This is a genomic window from Arenibacter latericius DSM 15913 (assembly GCF_000424985.1).
Lineage (GTDB): Bacteria > Bacteroidota > Bacteroidia > Flavobacteriales > Flavobacteriaceae > Arenibacter > Arenibacter latericius.
In genome coordinates this window covers 60,144-75,451 of record NZ_KE384285.1, presented here as the reverse complement: position 1 = coordinate 75,451, position 15,308 = coordinate 60,144, and the positions used below count along the sequence as shown (strand labels likewise).

Sequence of the window (15,308 nt, the reverse complement as noted above, 5' to 3'; positions counted from 1 at the left end):
AAGGCTAAGCGGAATTACTTATAAGATTCTCAGCTTTCTCTGAGTATTACAAACTAAGCTTTTTGCTTTTTATATAATTGGTTAGACTTAAGTTTTGTCCAATACCCTTTTAAGTCGCCTTTTACTTCTCCAGACATAATATACAGTCCTATTATATTAGGAAACGACATAGCCAAAATCATCATATCAGAAAAATCTAATACCGCACCCAAACTAACTGAAGCTCCAATCACCACGAATACTAGGAATAACATTTTATACACAAACTCCACCTTCTTGCTTTTCCCGAAAAGGTATGTCCAAGCTCTCATCCCATAATAAGACCAAGATATCATAGTAGAAAAAGCAAACAAAAATACTGCTAGGGCCAACACATATGGGAACCAAGATATAACACTTCCAAAAGCATCGGAAGTTAACTGCGCACCACCAAGTCCGCCTACCTCATGCATTCCAGTAAAAATTAGTACTAGGGCCGTAAGGGTACATACCACCACCGTATCTATAAACGGTTCTAATAGCGCAACAAAACCTTCCGAAGGAGGATTATTTGTTTTTGCTGTACTATGGGCAATTGCTGCGGAACCTACCCCTGCCTCATTAGAGAAAGCAGCTCGTTGGAAACCTACCACTAACACTCCTATAACACCTCCTTTTAAGGCACTAGGGCTAAACGCACCATCTACAATAGCAGAAAATGCCGGACCTATATTTTCTATATTAATGATAATAACAGCCAAAGCTGCTATAACATAGATTGAAGCCATAATAGGTACAATTTTTCCTGTTACCTTAGCTATACTGCTAATACCTCCAATTATAACTATCCCTACTAATATTGCCGTAATAATTCCAAACCAGAAGCCCATTCCTTGTAAGGCAGGAAACTGACCAGAAAGCTGTTCAAAAGATTGGTTAGCTTGGAACATATTCCCTCCACCAAAGGAAGCACCCACTGCTAAAACAGCAAACAATCCTGCTAAGACCTTTCCAAATCCTTTCATGTTTCGCTTTTCCAAACCATAACGCAAGTAGTTCATAGGGCCACCAAACACGCGTCCATCTGGTAATATATCTCTATACTTCACCCCAAGGGTACATTCTACAAATTTTGAGGACATCCCCAACAAACCACAAACAATCATCCAAAAAGTAGCTCCAGCACCACCTAACGAAATGGCAACTCCTACCCCAGCAATATTACCAAGACCTACCGTCCCAGACACTGCTGTAGCCAAGGCTTGGAAATGGGTTACTTGCCCTGGCGCATCGGGATCATCATATTTCCCTCTAGCCAAATCTAAGGAGTGTCTAAAACCTCTTAGATTAATAAAGCCCATTCTAATGGTAAAAAAGAAAGCTCCGATAACCAACCAAATAACTATAAATGGTATAGCCTTTTCCTTCTTATCCCCATTGGGATGTAAAACCGCCACTGGCTCATCATACTTTACACTTGCTAAAAAATGTGCTCCTTGTTCTATTACGTGCTCTTTATTTTCGGAATTATAAACCACTCCACCTTCTTTAGCAAGATAATTTAGCTTCCCCGCCACAGGAGAGGTAATAGTATCTAACACCCCATCTTCACTAGAAATAACTGCAATCTTATCCCCTTTACTTACCTTCTGACCTTGAAGCATTAACCACTTCTTTAACATAAACTTCCCTTCCATTTCAGAAGACCAATTGGGGATACCTATAAGTTTTTCATCTGCATAAACAACTGGATCGTAAATGCCGATTGCTGCAAAGGGGTCCCAAAATAAAATAGACCCCATAGCACTTACTGCAGGAGTCATAAATCCATTAAACACCTCTGTTATAACCTCTGTTGGAACTGTATATTCTTTAGTTACACTTTGCCCATTGGCATCTGAAATCACTACAGTATAAGGCAGTCCTTCTATTAGGCCAGATGCCTTATTAGATGTCAAAGGCGTTTCTTGGTTACTCCATTTATATTGGTAAGGAGGCGTGCCTCCCTCCACTTCTACTTTAATAACTCCGTCGTTTATACGATTTGAGGGATTTAAAAGAGTTTCCTTAACAATAAGTTCCTGGGAAAAAATAGTAAGGGAGAATAAGGAGATAATAAAAGTTAGAATGTTTCTCATAATTGGTTAAAAAAAGTTCTGTTTTTGTTGGTTTTAGTCAAATTATTGGAGCAATATCATAAAAATAATCATTTCAAAAAAATATATCTATTGAAAATAAATCAATCCAAATGGAACATTTCATTTAGTTTTTTGATCTGTTCTGGCCTTCCCAAAACAATGATTTTACCTCCAGGAAGAAGCTTCAATTCTGCTTCCGGATTAATAATATAAGTACCTGAGGGCTCTATATATCCAATGATAGTACACCCCGTTTTTTTTCTTAGGTCTAGATCTCGGATAGATTTATCTTCTACCTTTCCCATAAAGCTATCTATGGACAACTCTTCCAAATTGGTAGTATGCTCCCCTTCTACAGAAAGCTTGTCCATAAAAGTAATCAAATCAGGCATAACAACAAGAGATGCCATATGATCCCCGCCAATTTTATCTGGCATTACTACTTTATTAGCCCCCGCAAGTTTTAACTTTTTTTGGGTAGTAACTTGGGCCGCCCTACTGATAATAAATAGGTCTTTATTTAATTGCCTTGCTGAAAGTACTACAAACAGGTTTGCCGCGTCATCTGGCATTGCCGAAATAAGGTATTGAGCTTTTTTTATTCCAGCTTGATGTAAAACCTCATCTTCGTTAGCATCTCCTTCCACATATAAAATATCGCCTTCTAGTTTTTCTATTACTGCCTTATCTTTTTCTACTACCACAAAAGGTCTTTTATAAGCCTTTAATCGCTCTGCTGCCTGTTGGCCATTTCTTCCAAAACCGCAAATAATAACGTGATTTGATAAACTTGAAATTTTGTTTAGCACCTTTTTTTTCTTTAAAAGTTGTAGTGAATTGCGACTTAAAATATATTCCGTAATTACCGAAATAGCAAAGGCAAAAATAAAAACGCTAGAAATAATTAATACAACGGTAAATAGTTTGGATGCAACATCTAGCGGCCTAACCTCTGAAAACCCTACCGTAGTAACGGTGATAATCGTCATATAAAATGCATCTACCCAAGTATATCCGGATAAAAACCGATACCCCATCACCCCAAAAACAAGCACCAGCACAAGCAAACTTAGGGCCTGATACATTTTGGAACGAAAGAGTTTATTCATATTTATAGGTCAAAAACGGAGGTTCTTTTAGTATATATCAAATCTTTAATTTTTAACCAAAAAGCCATAAAAAGATAAAGGGCAAAACCAAAACCTAAAGTTACAAAGGTGAGGTAGATAAATGTAGTTCTTACTACCCTAGTTCTTATTCCCAATCGCTCTGCTATGCGACGGCATACCTCAAATCCCCTTTTCTGAAAATAATAAAGTAACTTATAAAAAATATTCATGTTCTAAAATTAGGCTTTTCCCTTCAATAATCCATGCCCCACCACACATTGTAGACATTTATTTTTCTCACAGTACTCATTATATAACTGCAATATAGCCTGACTCTCCATAGCAGATGGGAAAACTACTTTAAGGCCTTTAAATTTGTCTACTACACTATTATGCTCTGACTTCACTCCAGAAATAATTTGTATCACCTCTTCACTTACATCCTTCCCCAGGTGTTTAGAGTACCCTATTTTGATTGGCAAAATTGCATTTATAATTAATAGATCCACAAATTTTTTTGTTAACTTTTTAGGACTAGCTCCAGATTCCTTCCCAAAAGTATAATGGCAATCCCAATATGGACTAGCCTTAATAGCAAAGAGCTCATATATCTCCTCTACAGACTTAGCTGCAAGCACCTTACTAAATATATTTTTTTGAAAATAATACAGATTGGCCAATTGGGACAATCTTAATGTTGGGAAATTAGAAGGTCTTAGCTTAAAGAATTGTGGTTTCTCAACAGGACTGTCTGGCAAGGAAAATTTAGTTTTTAAAAATAGAAATTCCTTTTCCAATTTATTATAGTAATCGTCTCCCTGTATCTCTTCAGACAATATACCCGCAACCCCAAAAAGTGCACTTTCTAACTGAATTATATTGTTTTGAATCTTGCGAATTATGGAGAAATCTAAATTTTTGGCAATCTCTAGAAAGGCATCTCCATTAACCTTTAGTCCAAAACTTTTTGTCAACATAATAAAAAACACTTTTTCCCAATCGTTCTGCGATTCTTTTAGGAGGTGATCTACCAAGTTCCACTTCCTTTCCAATCGTTCAAAATAGAGTCGCTCTAACCAATTTCCCCAAACCAGCGCAGAGATATTTTCAATCTCATTACCGCAATTAAGAAATTTGTTTTTTTGCTGTTGAAATAACTCCTTATAAGCTTCTAGTACCTGAAAAGGAATATAATTTTTAAGAACTAGAGTGGGGATTGCTGTGTTATCTTTTCTATATACATTAACGTCGTCTTCCCAAACCACATGAAGAATAACATTGTTGTAATTAGGATCTTGTTCATGATGGTGGGCATACCAGTCTGATGATTTTATGTGGATTTCCACTGTACCTGCCCATAATTGTTGTCCTATCTCAATTTTAGCATTGAAGAAATCTGGTCCGGCTAGTAAATTATGAATACCTGGCTCATAGACCTGTACTGACTCGTTGTTGGAGGTGAACAATCCTCCCATTCGGAATTTTTGATACTTCCATATGTAATGCAAAAGATCTTCCCTCATAATCCAAAGTAAGAAAATTATCTGAGTTTTTCTATATGGACTTGGATTATCCTATCTATATATGGAGGGAATTTTTCTTTGCATTAGACTTTATCTACTACTTTTAAGTAAGCTTAAAAAATAAAAACTATAGATAATTCTCCAACATTTTGGGAAGGACACTTATATTTCGCTTAAAAATGCATAACCCGTATTACCCCAGAATATAAAAGAAGTTTTTCTATTATATAAATGAGTAATACGGGCTACTTTATATATTAATCTCCTAACTTAGACTAATCCTCTACAATCTCGCCTTGCCAGTTCATTATACCGCCTTCTAGATTGTAGGCATGCTCGAAACCTAATTTATTCATAATGGCACATGCCTGACCACTACGTTGTCCAGACCTACAATAAACATAATAGTTTTTGGACTTATCTAGTTTCTCTAATTCGTCGATAAAGTCCTGCCCCATACGAATATCTAGGTTTGTCATATTAGGGATATACCCTTCTTCCACTTCTTCTTGTGTTCTAACGTCCAATATAAAAGCATTTTGATCGCCTTCTAATTGGGCGCTCCATTCTTCTTGAGATAAATCTGCCATATCATTATAGTTTAAGTTTTCAAAAATAAGACTTTTAGTAAATTCCAAGCACTTATTTAACCTAAGGTTTTCTGAAAAACCACCCCATTAAAAAATCTACAATTTTATTTTTAACAAAATTTTAGGAATGGTTAATATTGAATTTCCACAAACACACCGTACATTTGTATCTACAATTGTTGTATAGACATGGATGTAGAGAGAATTATAAAAACCGATAAGCCGATTCCTATAGAAAGTAGGACCCTAATTCACATTAGCCTTGTACAAAACAAGATTAATGAGATTATGGCACAGGCCATTAAACCCTTCGACATTTCCTTACAGCAGTTTAATGTACTCAGGATACTAAGGGGACAAAAAGGGAAGCCTGCAAATCTATCTACCCTGAACGAACGGATGATTACTAAAATGAGTAATACCACCAGGCTTGTAGATAAATTGATTCTAAAGGATTATGTAAACAGAGAAGTTTGCCCTAGCAATAGACGAAAAATAGAAATCACTATTACCCCTAAGGGCGAGTCGGATTTATTAAAAATTGATAAGAACATTATTGAAGCGGAAAGAAAAATAGTTCAAAACTTTAATCAACAAGAACTAGAAGACTTAAACCGACTCTTAGACAAGTTTTAAAAATAAAAATTAAAATACTATACCTATATATTAAAGATGAGCAACTACATAGATAACTTAAATTGGCGTTATGCCACCAAAAAATTTGATACTACCAAAAAAGTATCACCCGAAAAACTAGAAAGCTTATTGGATGCGATTTCCTTAAGCGCTTCTTCTTACGGGTTACAGCCTTATGAAGTCTTTGTTATTGAAGATAAAGAGGTGCGAGAAAAACTAAAACCTGCCGCATGGGGACAAGCTCAGATCACCGAGTCATCACATGTTATCGTTTTAGCACATCAATCCAATTTTGGGGAGGAATTAGTAGATAATTATTTAGAGAAAGTAAGCACTACTCGCAATATTCCTCTTGAAGATTTAGGAGGTTATGCAGACTTTATGAAATCTAAACTGGTTACATTACCCGAGACTGAAAAAGCTGCTTGGACAGCAAGACAAGCATATCTTGCTCTAGGGAATCTATTATCTGCAGCCGCAGACCTTAAAATAGATAGTTGCCCAATGGAAGGATTTGACGCTCCAGATGTAAATGAAATCCTTGGACTTACCGAAAAGAGTTTAAACGCCGCAGTGTTGGTAGCTATAGGCCATAGATCTGATGAAGACATCACCCAACACAATAAAAAAGTAAGAAAGTCTAAAAAAGAATTAATTACCCACATATAAATTAAATATAAACACAAATACAAATAGTAGAATTATGAGAAAAATTGCATTAACATTAGTATTAGCAGTAGTAACAGGTTTCACAGCAACCGCTTCTAACCCAGTAGAAAACGATAAAAAAGAGGTAAAAGTATCAGAGAGTACCGTTACCTGGAAAGGATATAAAGTTACTGGATCACATTATGGAGTTATTGACCTAAAAGAAGGTTCTTTCACTTTTAACGACGATCAACTAACCGGAGGCGAATTTGTTGTAGACATGACTACTTTAGTTTCTCATGACTTAGAAGGAGAATATAAAGGAAAATTAGAGGGTCACTTAAAATCTGACGATTTCTTTGGTGTAGATAAATATGCAACCTCTAAATTAGTTTTCACAAAAGTTACCCCAAAAGGAAAGAATTCTTATGAAGTAACTGGGAACCTTACTATAAAAGGTAAGACCAATCCAATTACTTTTGATCTTTCTATATACGGAAACAAAGCTACTGCGTCTTTGAAGGTAGACCGTTCTTTATACGATGTTAAATACGGATCTGGTAGTTTCTTTGATAATTTAGGAGACAAAACCATTTATGACGAATTTGATTTAGTTGTAGATCTAGTATTCTAAGAAATTTCCCCCATGTTTAAAACCTCACATTTGTGGGGTTTTTTATTTTTTACGTAACAGTTCGTTTGTAGTTTTAAAATTCATTCCTATATTTGGCTACACAATGAAAAACTCTATATCAAATACTTGGTGGTGGATCAACTTACGAAAAACATCGTGAGCAGAGCACTATTGTAGTATAACTATATTAAAAAGGCTTGTCATCACGACAAGCCTTTTTTCGTTTATCAATTAAATTATAACTCCAATTGTAGGAAAGAAATAAAAGATTTAAAATGAAATACCCTTTAGTATCATACCATAAGAAGATCCTTGCAGACACTATAACACCGGTTAGTGTATATTTAAAAATAAGGGACCGCTTTCCTAATAGCATATTATTGGAAAGTAGTGATTACCATGCAAATGATAATAGTTTCTCTTATATCTGCTGTAATCCAATTGCATCTATTACTCTGGAGAATGAATTATTAGTACAGCAATTCCCTGATGGCACAACAGAAGAGACCCCAGTAAACAAGGATACCGACATCCCTGCACTACTACACCAATTCAGTCAAAGGTTCCAAGTTTCCGACAACGATTTCAAGTTTATAAATAATGGGCTTTTTGGTTATATGGCTTATGATGCGGTTAGATATTTTGAGGATATCACTATTTCTAAAAAAGACAATAGCATTGCCATCCCAGATATCTATTATGCCGTATATAGTAATATAGTAGCCATCAACCATTTTAAAAATGAAGCCTATATTTTTGCACATTGTTATGAATCTGAAAACAATATAGCGGAGATAGAACAAATCCTTAATGCTAAAAACTTTGCCTCTTATAACTTTAGTAAAAGTGGCGTTGCAGTTTCTAATATTCAGGACAATGAATACAAGGAGCAAGTAGCATTGGCAAAGCAACATTGCCATAGGGGAGATGTTTTTCAGTTAGTATTGTCTAAGCGATTTTCTCAAAAATTTAAGGGGGACGAATTTAATGTTTACCGAGCGCTACGTTCCATCAACCCATCGCCCTATTTGTTCTATTTTGATTATGGCGATTTTAAAATATTTGGAAGTTCGCCCGAAGCTCAATTGGTCGTAAAAGATGGCAAGGCCGAGATACATCCTATTGCAGGTACCTTTAAACGAACAGGAAACGACGAACAAGATGCAGAACTGGCTAAGAAATTAAAGGTAGACGATAAGGAGAATAGTGAACATGTAATGTTAGTTGACCTAGCCAGAAACGACCTAAGTAGAAATGGAAGCATGGTAAATGTGGAGAATTATAGAGAGGTTCAATTCTTCTCCCATGTTATCCATCTGGTATCAAAGGTAACAGGACAGAAGAAACCAGAGGTCTCTACCATGAAAGTTGTAGCAGATACCTTTCCTGCAGGTACTCTTAGTGGCGCCCCTAAACACATGGCCATGCAGCTGATAGAAAAATATGAGAAAACCAACCGCGGCTATTATGGAGGTGCCATTGGATTTATGGACTTTAACGGCAATTTTAATCACGCTATAATGATCCGTACCTTTTTAAGTAAAAACCATCAATTACATTATCAGGCAGGAGCGGGATTGGTAGCCGCCTCAGATCCTGAAAATGAACTACAGGAAACTTACAACAAATTAGGTGCGCTTACCAAAGCATTGGAAATAGCAGAATCTATATAACTCCATTGACGGAAATTATCTAGAACTAAAGTAGAAAGACATAAAATCAACAAGAAATAGAACAATACCCGATACGCATGGATAATAATCAACATAAAACAAAGTCCACTTCCTCTATGGAGACACATAAAGGAGCCATCCTTGTCATAGATAATTACGATAGCTTTACCTATAACTTAGTACATTATCTAGAAGATCTAGACTGTGAAGTGGTGGTAAGAAGAAATGACCAAATAACCCTTGATGAAGTGGCAGCTTTTGATAAAATTGTTTTATCCCCTGGTCCAGGCATCCCTGATGAAGCCGGATTACTTAAAGCTATTATTACCCAATATGCCCCAACAAAAAGTATTTTTGGTGTGTGTTTGGGACAGCAAGCTATAGCCGAGGTTTTTGGCGGTAACCTAATCAATTTAGATCAAGTATTCCATGGTGTAGCTACTAAAATAAAAGTTGTAGAAGACGATGTGCTATTTGCAGGCTTACCTAAGGAACTTGAGGTGGGCCGTTATCATTCCTGGGTAGTAGATCCAAAGCTTCCAGAAGTTTTAATAGCAACCTCCTACGACGAGAACGGACAGATAATGTCCTTGCGCCATACTAGCTACGACGTAAGCGCGGTACAATTTCACCCAGAATCTGTACTTACCCCTATGGGCAAGGAGATACTAAAAAATTGGGTTAGAAATTAGTAGTGAGTAGTGAGTAGTGAGTAGTGAGTAGTGAGTAGTGAGTAGTGAGTGATATTAATATAATTTGAGGAAAATACAGGGAATAATATCGGTTTAATCTGAATTTTTTATCCCTAGCACCTAAATAGAAAAAACAAGAAATGAAAGACATACTAAATAGTCTAATCAACCATGATGTACTTCCCAAGGAGGTAGCAAAACAGGTATTAGTCAATATAGCAAAAGGAGATTATAACACCAGTCAGATTGCCGCTTTCCTAACGGTCTATATGATGCGAAGCGTTACTATAGAAGAATTGGAAGGATTTAGGGATGCGCTACTAGAACTGTGTTTGGCAGTAGACCTATCGCAATACAACCCCGTGGACCTGTGTGGTACTGGAGGGGACGGAAAAGATACCTTTAATATCTCTACACTTGCAAGTTTTGTAACCGCAGGAGCTGGTGTTCATGTAACAAAACATGGGAATTACGGTGTTTCTTCTAAATGTGGAAGTAGCAATGTAATGGAGTTTTTAGGCATTAAATTCAGTAATGCCCCTGGTTTCTTAGAGAAATGTTTGGCAGAAAGTGGAATTTGCGTGCTGCATGCCCCCTTATTTCACCCCGCCATGAAAAACGTAGCCCCCATCCGGAAAGAGTTAGCAGTCAAAACTTTCTTCAATATGTTGGGGCCTATGGTTAATCCGGCTTTTCCAAAAAATCAAATGGTAGGGGTATTCAATTTAGAACTTGCCAGAATGTACGGTTACCTATATCAAAAGACAGACAAAAACTTCACCATATTACATGCCTTAGATGGATATGATGAAATTTCCCTGACTTGTAATACCAAGACCATCACCAATACCACTGAGACCATGTTAAAGCCTGCAGATTTTGGGGTTGATATAATCTCCCCTTCCGAAATTGTGGGTGGTGAGAGTATTGAAGAATCGGCAAAAGTGTTTATGGATGTACTTAGTGGCAAGGGAACCTCAGCACAGAATAATGTAGTCTGCGCCAATGCGGGTGTCGCAATTGCCACTGTGAAAGGTATTGACCCAATGGAAGGCTTTGAGCTAGCCAAGGAATCCCTAGTAAGTGGGAAAGGGCTGCAAGTACTTAAAAAATTACAAACCCTAAGTAGTAATTAAAATTATTCCTCCTTCAATTAAAATATAGACATGAATATACTGGACAAAATAGTTATTGATAAGCGTAAAGAGGTGGAACTAAAAAAAACCATTGTTCCTGTTTCTCAGTTAGAAGCTACCGTTTTGTTCGAAAGAACTACCAATTCCTTGGTGCATAACCTTAGGAATAGCAACAGTGGCATTATTGCGGAACACAAGCGAAGATCCCCGTCCAAAGCGGTAATCAATCAGAATAATAGTGTTTTTGAAGTAGCCACAGGATACGAAAATGCAGGAGCTTGCGGGATGTCCGTTTTAACTGATGGTAAATATTTTGGAGGATCTATGGACGATCTTTTGCTCGCCAGGGCCTCTGTACAGCTACCGTTGTTGCGCAAGGAATTTGTTATTGATGAATATCAGATTTTAGAAGCCAAGGCCTATGGCGCCGATGTTATTCTCTTAATAGCCGCTATACTAACCAGAGAAGAGATTAAAACCCTCTCCCAGTTTGCAAAAAGTTTAGGACTAGAGGTCCTTCTAGAGGTGCACAATGAAGAAGAGCTACAGAAATCCATAATGCCCAGCTTAGACCTCCTAGGGGTAAACAATAGGGATTTAAAAACTTTTACGGTGAGCCTAGAAACCAGTAAAACCCTTTCTACGCTTATCCCAAATGATTTTGTCAAGGTTTCCGAAAGCGGAATAAGTTCGGTAGAAGCCATTAAAGAGCTACAGCCCTATGGATTTGAAGGATTTCTAATAGGAGAGAATTTTATGAAGACCGACAACCCTGGTGAAAGTGCTACCCAATTTATAAAACAGATAACCTCATGAAACTAAAAGTATGTGGCATGAAATACCCGGATAATATGCTGGAAGTAGCCAGCCTACAACCGGATTATCTTGGATTTATTTTTTGGAAACCCTCATCCCGATTCTTTAATTCCACTCTTGCCGATATTCCAAATAACATTAAAAAGGTTGGTGTTTTTGTGGATTCACCCTTAGAGGATATCCTAGAGAAAATAAATCAGTACGGTTTACAGACTATTCAACTCCATGGAAAGGAGAGCCCAGAATTCTGTAAGGAACTAAGGCAAGCCTATAAACCTATATCAGAAGCCACAGAAAAGGAATTAGAAATCATTAAAGTTTTTTCCATAAAGGACAATTTTAATTTTAGTGTATTGGAAGCCTATGAGGAGGTGTGCGATTATTTTTTATTCGACACCAAAGGAAAACTTCCAGGGGGTAATGGGTATGCATTTAGTTGGGAAATATTAAAAAAATCCCCCTCCAAAAAACCCTACTTTTTAAGTGGGGGAATAGGACTAGAAGAAATAGAGAAAATAAAAGACTTTCTACAAAGACCGGAATCTAAATACTGCTACGCCATTGATGTTAACAGTAGGTTTGAATCCGCACCGGGATTAAAAGAAGTTGAAAAGTTAAAAGATTTTAAAAAAGAAGTAATGAGTTTTAAGTAGTGAGTATTGAGAATCTAAATACTCAATACTTTGTACTCAATACTATATACTAAGAAACCATGAATTATAACGTAGACGAAAAGGGATATTACGGCGAATTTGGTGGAGCGTTTATTCCGGAGATGCTCTATCCTAATGTAGAGAATCTAAGGCAGCAGTATTTAAAAGTAATGGAAGAGCCGTCCTTTAAGGCGGAGTTTGATCAATTGTTGAAGAGCTACGTAGGTAGGCCTTCTCCCTTATTTTTTGCCAAGCGCCTTTCAGAAAAATACAACACCAAAATATATCTAAAACGCGAAGACCTTAACCATACCGGAGCCCATAAGGTGAATAATACTATTGGACAGATTCTTATGGCAAAGCGTTTGGGAAAAACCAGAATAATTGCGGAGACCGGTGCCGGACAGCATGGAGTAGCCACTGCTACTGTCTGCGCTCTTATGGGAATGGAATGCATTGTTTATATGGGGGAAATCGACATTGCGAGACAAGCCCCTAACGTAGCCAGAATGAAAATGTTAGGTGCCGAGGTAAGACCAGCACTTTCTGGTAGCAGAACCCTAAAAGATGCTACCAACGAGGCAATTAGAGATTGGATTAACAACCCTGTGGACACCCATTATATTATAGGTTCTGCCATTGGCCCTCACCCCTACCCCGATATGGTTACTAGATTTCAGTCTATTATTTCTGAAGAGATAAAATGGCAACTAAAAGAGCTAGAAGGCAAGGAGAATCCAGATTATGTAGTAGCCTGTGTTGGTGGTGGCAGTAATGCCGCCGGAACCTTCTATCATTTCTTACACGAAGAAGAAGTTGGCATTATTGCGGTAGAAGCTGCTGGTAAAGGAGTAGATAGTGGCGAAAGTGCTGCTACATCAGTTTTAGGGAAAGAAGGAATTATCCATGGCTGCAAAACGCTTTTAATGCAGACCCCCGATGGGCAGATAACCGAACCCTACTCTATTTCTGCTGGATTAGATTACCCTGGTGTTGGACCTATGCATGCCCACCTGTATAAAACGGGAAGAGCAGAATTTATCCCAATAACCGATGATGCAGCAATGGAAGCGGGAATGGAACTCTGCAAATTAGAAGGTATTATTCCGGCCATAGAATCTTCACATGCTTTTGCCATTTTAAAAACTAGAGCCTTTAAACCAGATGACGTGGTAGTAATAAACCTATCTGGCCGTGGGGATAAAGATTTAAGCACCTATATAAAATACTTTGAGCTATAAGCTAAAGATATGATTCCCTCATTTGTTGGAATCCTAAAAATACTTTTGGAATGAACAGAATACATCAAAAATTACAATCAGATAAAAAGCTATTCTCTATATATTTTACGGCTGGTTATCCCAATTTAAATGATACCGTTAAAATAATCCAGGATCTGGAAAGTAATGGAGTAGATATGATAGAGATAGGATTGCCTTTTAGCGATCCCCTAGCCGATGGGCCAACCATACAAGCGAGCTCTACCCAAGCCTTAAAAAACGGAATGACTACCGCCATTTTGTTTGACCAATTAAAGGATATAAGATCATCGGTAAACATTCCTTTAGTGATAATGGGATATTTTAATCCTATTTTACAATATGGAGTAGAGGCATTTTGCAAAAAATGTCAGGAAGTAGGCATAGACGGACTCATTTTACCCGATTTGCCACTAGATGTATATCAGGAGCAATATGAGGCTATTTTTAAAAAATACGGCTTAATCAATATTTTTCTAATTACACCACAAACTAGTGATGCTAGAATTGCACAAATAGATGCCGCATCGGAAGGATTTATATATATGGTGAGTTCCGCCAGTGTTACCGGGTCTTCAGATGGCTTTGGTAACGTTCAAGAATCCTATTTTAAGAGAATAGCGAAGATGGAATTAAACACCCCACAGATTATTGGGTTTGGAATTAGTAATTCCGAAACCTTCCAGCAGGCCACAAAATGGGCTAAAGGTGCGATTATAGGTTCGGCCTTTATAAAACATATCACCAAAAACGGCACTGATTCCATTGGAGATTTCGTGAAGCAAATCATTAAATAATAAAGGTGAAAGAACTTCTTAATAGTTGGAAAATTATTGCGCTTTTATGCCTCACATTAGGATTGGCACCTTACTTCCCGGAACCCCATTTGTTGGGGAAACTAAAATGGGTTTGGGGTGGCGCCAAGGGCATGCAGCCAATGGATTGGTTTGATTTGATTTTTCATGGATTTCCTTTCCTCCTTTTACTTAGGCTACTTCTTTTAAAAGCATTGAGAAAAGGAATAGAATAATGGTTAAAGAGTTGATAGCCTCCTCACAATAAAGAGCAGGAGTACAGCCATAAAACATTCAATTAAACTAGAAGAATTTGCTATACTGTAGAACCCTGAAATCAATGGTATTGAATTCAGGGTTCTTTGCTTTTATACGTTTATATTCTTCCAAACTTCCTACTGCTCTATTGGCAGCCCCAGAAGGCGCTGTAAGGGAAACAGTCCTGATAACCCTCCTTGTATCTGAAGCAGCGCTTAAAGATGCATTTGAATCGGGCAGTATAAATTCGTGAATACGGGGAATTTCATTAGATACCAATTTTAACTTCACCCCATATTCTTTTATGTACTTTCTAAATAAATATTCTGGTCCATTTTTACTATTTCCCCCAGTAAACAACAAGGTATCAATCTTAGGATAATTATGTAAATACCCGAACATATTTCTCAATTCAATATTCTGCAATCCGAGATCCGAGGCGTCTATTTTAATTCGTTCAGCACTCTTTACAATATCACAGATACCAATACGGTGATTCAGCAGAAAGTCTTTTCTTTGTTGTACCGCATGTTTAGTGCTCTTAAAAGCAAGCCCTAGGTCAAATATTCGGTCTAATATTGGCCATAATTGTCCATCTCTACTGCCATAGCAGAAATCTACATCCCCTTCCTTTAGATCTCCAATAGTAAATCTTGGTGGAGGAAGAGTTCCTACAATTAACTTTTTAGCCTCAGGAAATAAAAAAGGCTCATAAGGATGGGTATGGAGAAACGTTTTAGGTGTCAAATAAATTATTCAATTTTACAAAG

The 15,308-nt window shown here is 37.2% G+C and carries 17 protein-coding genes; 11 read left to right on the top strand and 6 right to left on the bottom strand.

Features of this window, described 5'->3' with window-relative positions; all coding sequences use genetic code 11:
- Nucleotides 1-53 precede the first annotated feature (53 nt).
- The 5 genes from H344_RS0117215 to H344_RS0117195 all read right to left on the bottom strand — a co-directional run bounded on the left by H344_RS0117215 (nt 54) and on the right by H344_RS0117195 (nt 5,339).
- The gene (locus H344_RS0117215; protein WP_026811402.1) at nt 54-2,117 is read right to left on the bottom strand and encodes an amino acid carrier protein; all 2,064 of its coding nucleotides are present in this window, start codon (nt 2,115-2,117) and stop codon (nt 54-56) included.
- A 101-nt stretch (nt 2,118-2,218) separates the two neighbouring features.
- The gene (locus H344_RS0117210; RefSeq protein WP_026811401.1) at nt 2,219-3,226 is read right to left on the bottom strand and encodes a potassium channel family protein; all 1,008 of its coding nucleotides are present in this window, start codon (nt 3,224-3,226) and stop codon (nt 2,219-2,221) included.
- A gap of 2 nt (nt 3,227-3,228) precedes the next feature.
- Nucleotides 3,229-3,456, bottom strand: coding sequence for a PspC domain-containing protein (locus H344_RS0117205; protein WP_026811400.1), 228 nt, complete (start codon nt 3,454-3,456; stop codon nt 3,229-3,231).
- Between the two features lie 9 nt (nt 3,457-3,465).
- Nucleotides 3,466-4,749, bottom strand: coding sequence for a DUF2851 family protein (locus tag H344_RS0117200; protein ID WP_026811399.1), 1,284 nt, complete (start codon nt 4,747-4,749; stop codon nt 3,466-3,468).
- A 275-nt stretch (nt 4,750-5,024) separates the two neighbouring features.
- Nucleotides 5,025-5,339, bottom strand: a complete 315-nt coding sequence (locus H344_RS0117195; RefSeq protein ID WP_026811398.1) for a rhodanese-like domain-containing protein — start codon at nt 5,337-5,339, stop codon at nt 5,025-5,027.
- Between the two features lie 189 nt (nt 5,340-5,528).
- Between H344_RS0117195 and H344_RS0117190 the strand changes: the two genes are divergently transcribed.
- The 11 genes from H344_RS0117190 (at nt 5,529) to H344_RS0117140 (ending at nt 14,516) form a co-directional block, all read left to right on the top strand.
- Complete coding sequence (locus tag H344_RS0117190; RefSeq protein WP_026811397.1) at nt 5,529-5,975, top strand: MarR family winged helix-turn-helix transcriptional regulator; 447 nt, start codon at nt 5,529-5,531, stop codon at nt 5,973-5,975.
- A 36-nt stretch (nt 5,976-6,011) separates the two neighbouring features.
- Nucleotides 6,012-6,644, top strand: a complete 633-nt coding sequence (locus H344_RS0117185) for an NAD(P)H-dependent oxidoreductase (protein WP_026811396.1) — start codon at nt 6,012-6,014, stop codon at nt 6,642-6,644.
- 34 nt (nt 6,645-6,678) lie between these two features.
- A complete protein-coding gene (locus tag H344_RS0117180) occupies nt 6,679-7,257 on the top strand; it encodes a YceI family protein (protein ID WP_026811395.1) in 579 nt (192 codons plus the stop codon).
- A gap of 275 nt (nt 7,258-7,532) precedes the next feature.
- Nucleotides 7,533-8,930, top strand: coding sequence for an anthranilate synthase component I family protein (locus H344_RS0117175; protein ID WP_026811394.1), 1,398 nt, complete (start codon nt 7,533-7,535; stop codon nt 8,928-8,930).
- A 77-nt stretch (nt 8,931-9,007) separates the two neighbouring features.
- The gene (locus H344_RS0117170) at nt 9,008-9,622 is read left to right on the top strand and encodes an anthranilate synthase component II (protein WP_240485019.1); all 615 of its coding nucleotides are present in this window, start codon (nt 9,008-9,010) and stop codon (nt 9,620-9,622) included.
- Nucleotides 9,623-9,762: 140 nt separating this feature from the next.
- Entirely contained in the window at nt 9,763-10,758 is a 996-nt protein-coding gene (gene trpD, locus H344_RS0117165; RefSeq protein WP_026811392.1) for an anthranilate phosphoribosyltransferase, read from the top strand.
- A gap of 30 nt (nt 10,759-10,788) precedes the next feature.
- A complete protein-coding gene (gene trpC / locus H344_RS0117160) occupies nt 10,789-11,574 on the top strand; it encodes an indole-3-glycerol phosphate synthase TrpC (RefSeq protein ID WP_026811391.1) in 786 nt (261 codons plus the stop codon).
- Nucleotides 11,571-12,227, top strand: coding sequence for a phosphoribosylanthranilate isomerase (locus H344_RS0117155; protein WP_026811390.1), 657 nt, complete (start codon nt 11,571-11,573; stop codon nt 12,225-12,227). Before trpC ends, H344_RS0117155 begins: the two co-directional genes overlap by 4 nt.
- 59 nt (nt 12,228-12,286) lie before the next feature.
- The gene (gene trpB, locus H344_RS0117150; protein ID WP_026811389.1) at nt 12,287-13,468 is read left to right on the top strand and encodes a tryptophan synthase subunit beta; all 1,182 of its coding nucleotides are present in this window, start codon (nt 12,287-12,289) and stop codon (nt 13,466-13,468) included.
- A gap of 50 nt (nt 13,469-13,518) precedes the next feature.
- The gene (gene trpA / locus H344_RS0117145) at nt 13,519-14,283 is read left to right on the top strand and encodes a tryptophan synthase subunit alpha (RefSeq protein ID WP_026811388.1); all 765 of its coding nucleotides are present in this window, start codon (nt 13,519-13,521) and stop codon (nt 14,281-14,283) included.
- Between the two features lie 5 nt (nt 14,284-14,288).
- Nucleotides 14,289-14,516: a hypothetical protein gene (locus H344_RS0117140; RefSeq protein WP_026811387.1), complete on the top strand. Its 228-nt coding sequence runs from the start codon at nt 14,289-14,291 to the stop codon at nt 14,514-14,516.
- Between the two features lie 67 nt (nt 14,517-14,583).
- Here H344_RS0117140 and H344_RS0117135 read toward each other — a convergent pair whose 3' ends face one another.
- Nucleotides 14,584-15,285, bottom strand: coding sequence for a uracil-DNA glycosylase family protein (locus H344_RS0117135; protein WP_026811386.1), 702 nt, complete (start codon nt 15,283-15,285; stop codon nt 14,584-14,586).
- Nucleotides 15,286-15,308: the final 23 nt, after the last annotated feature.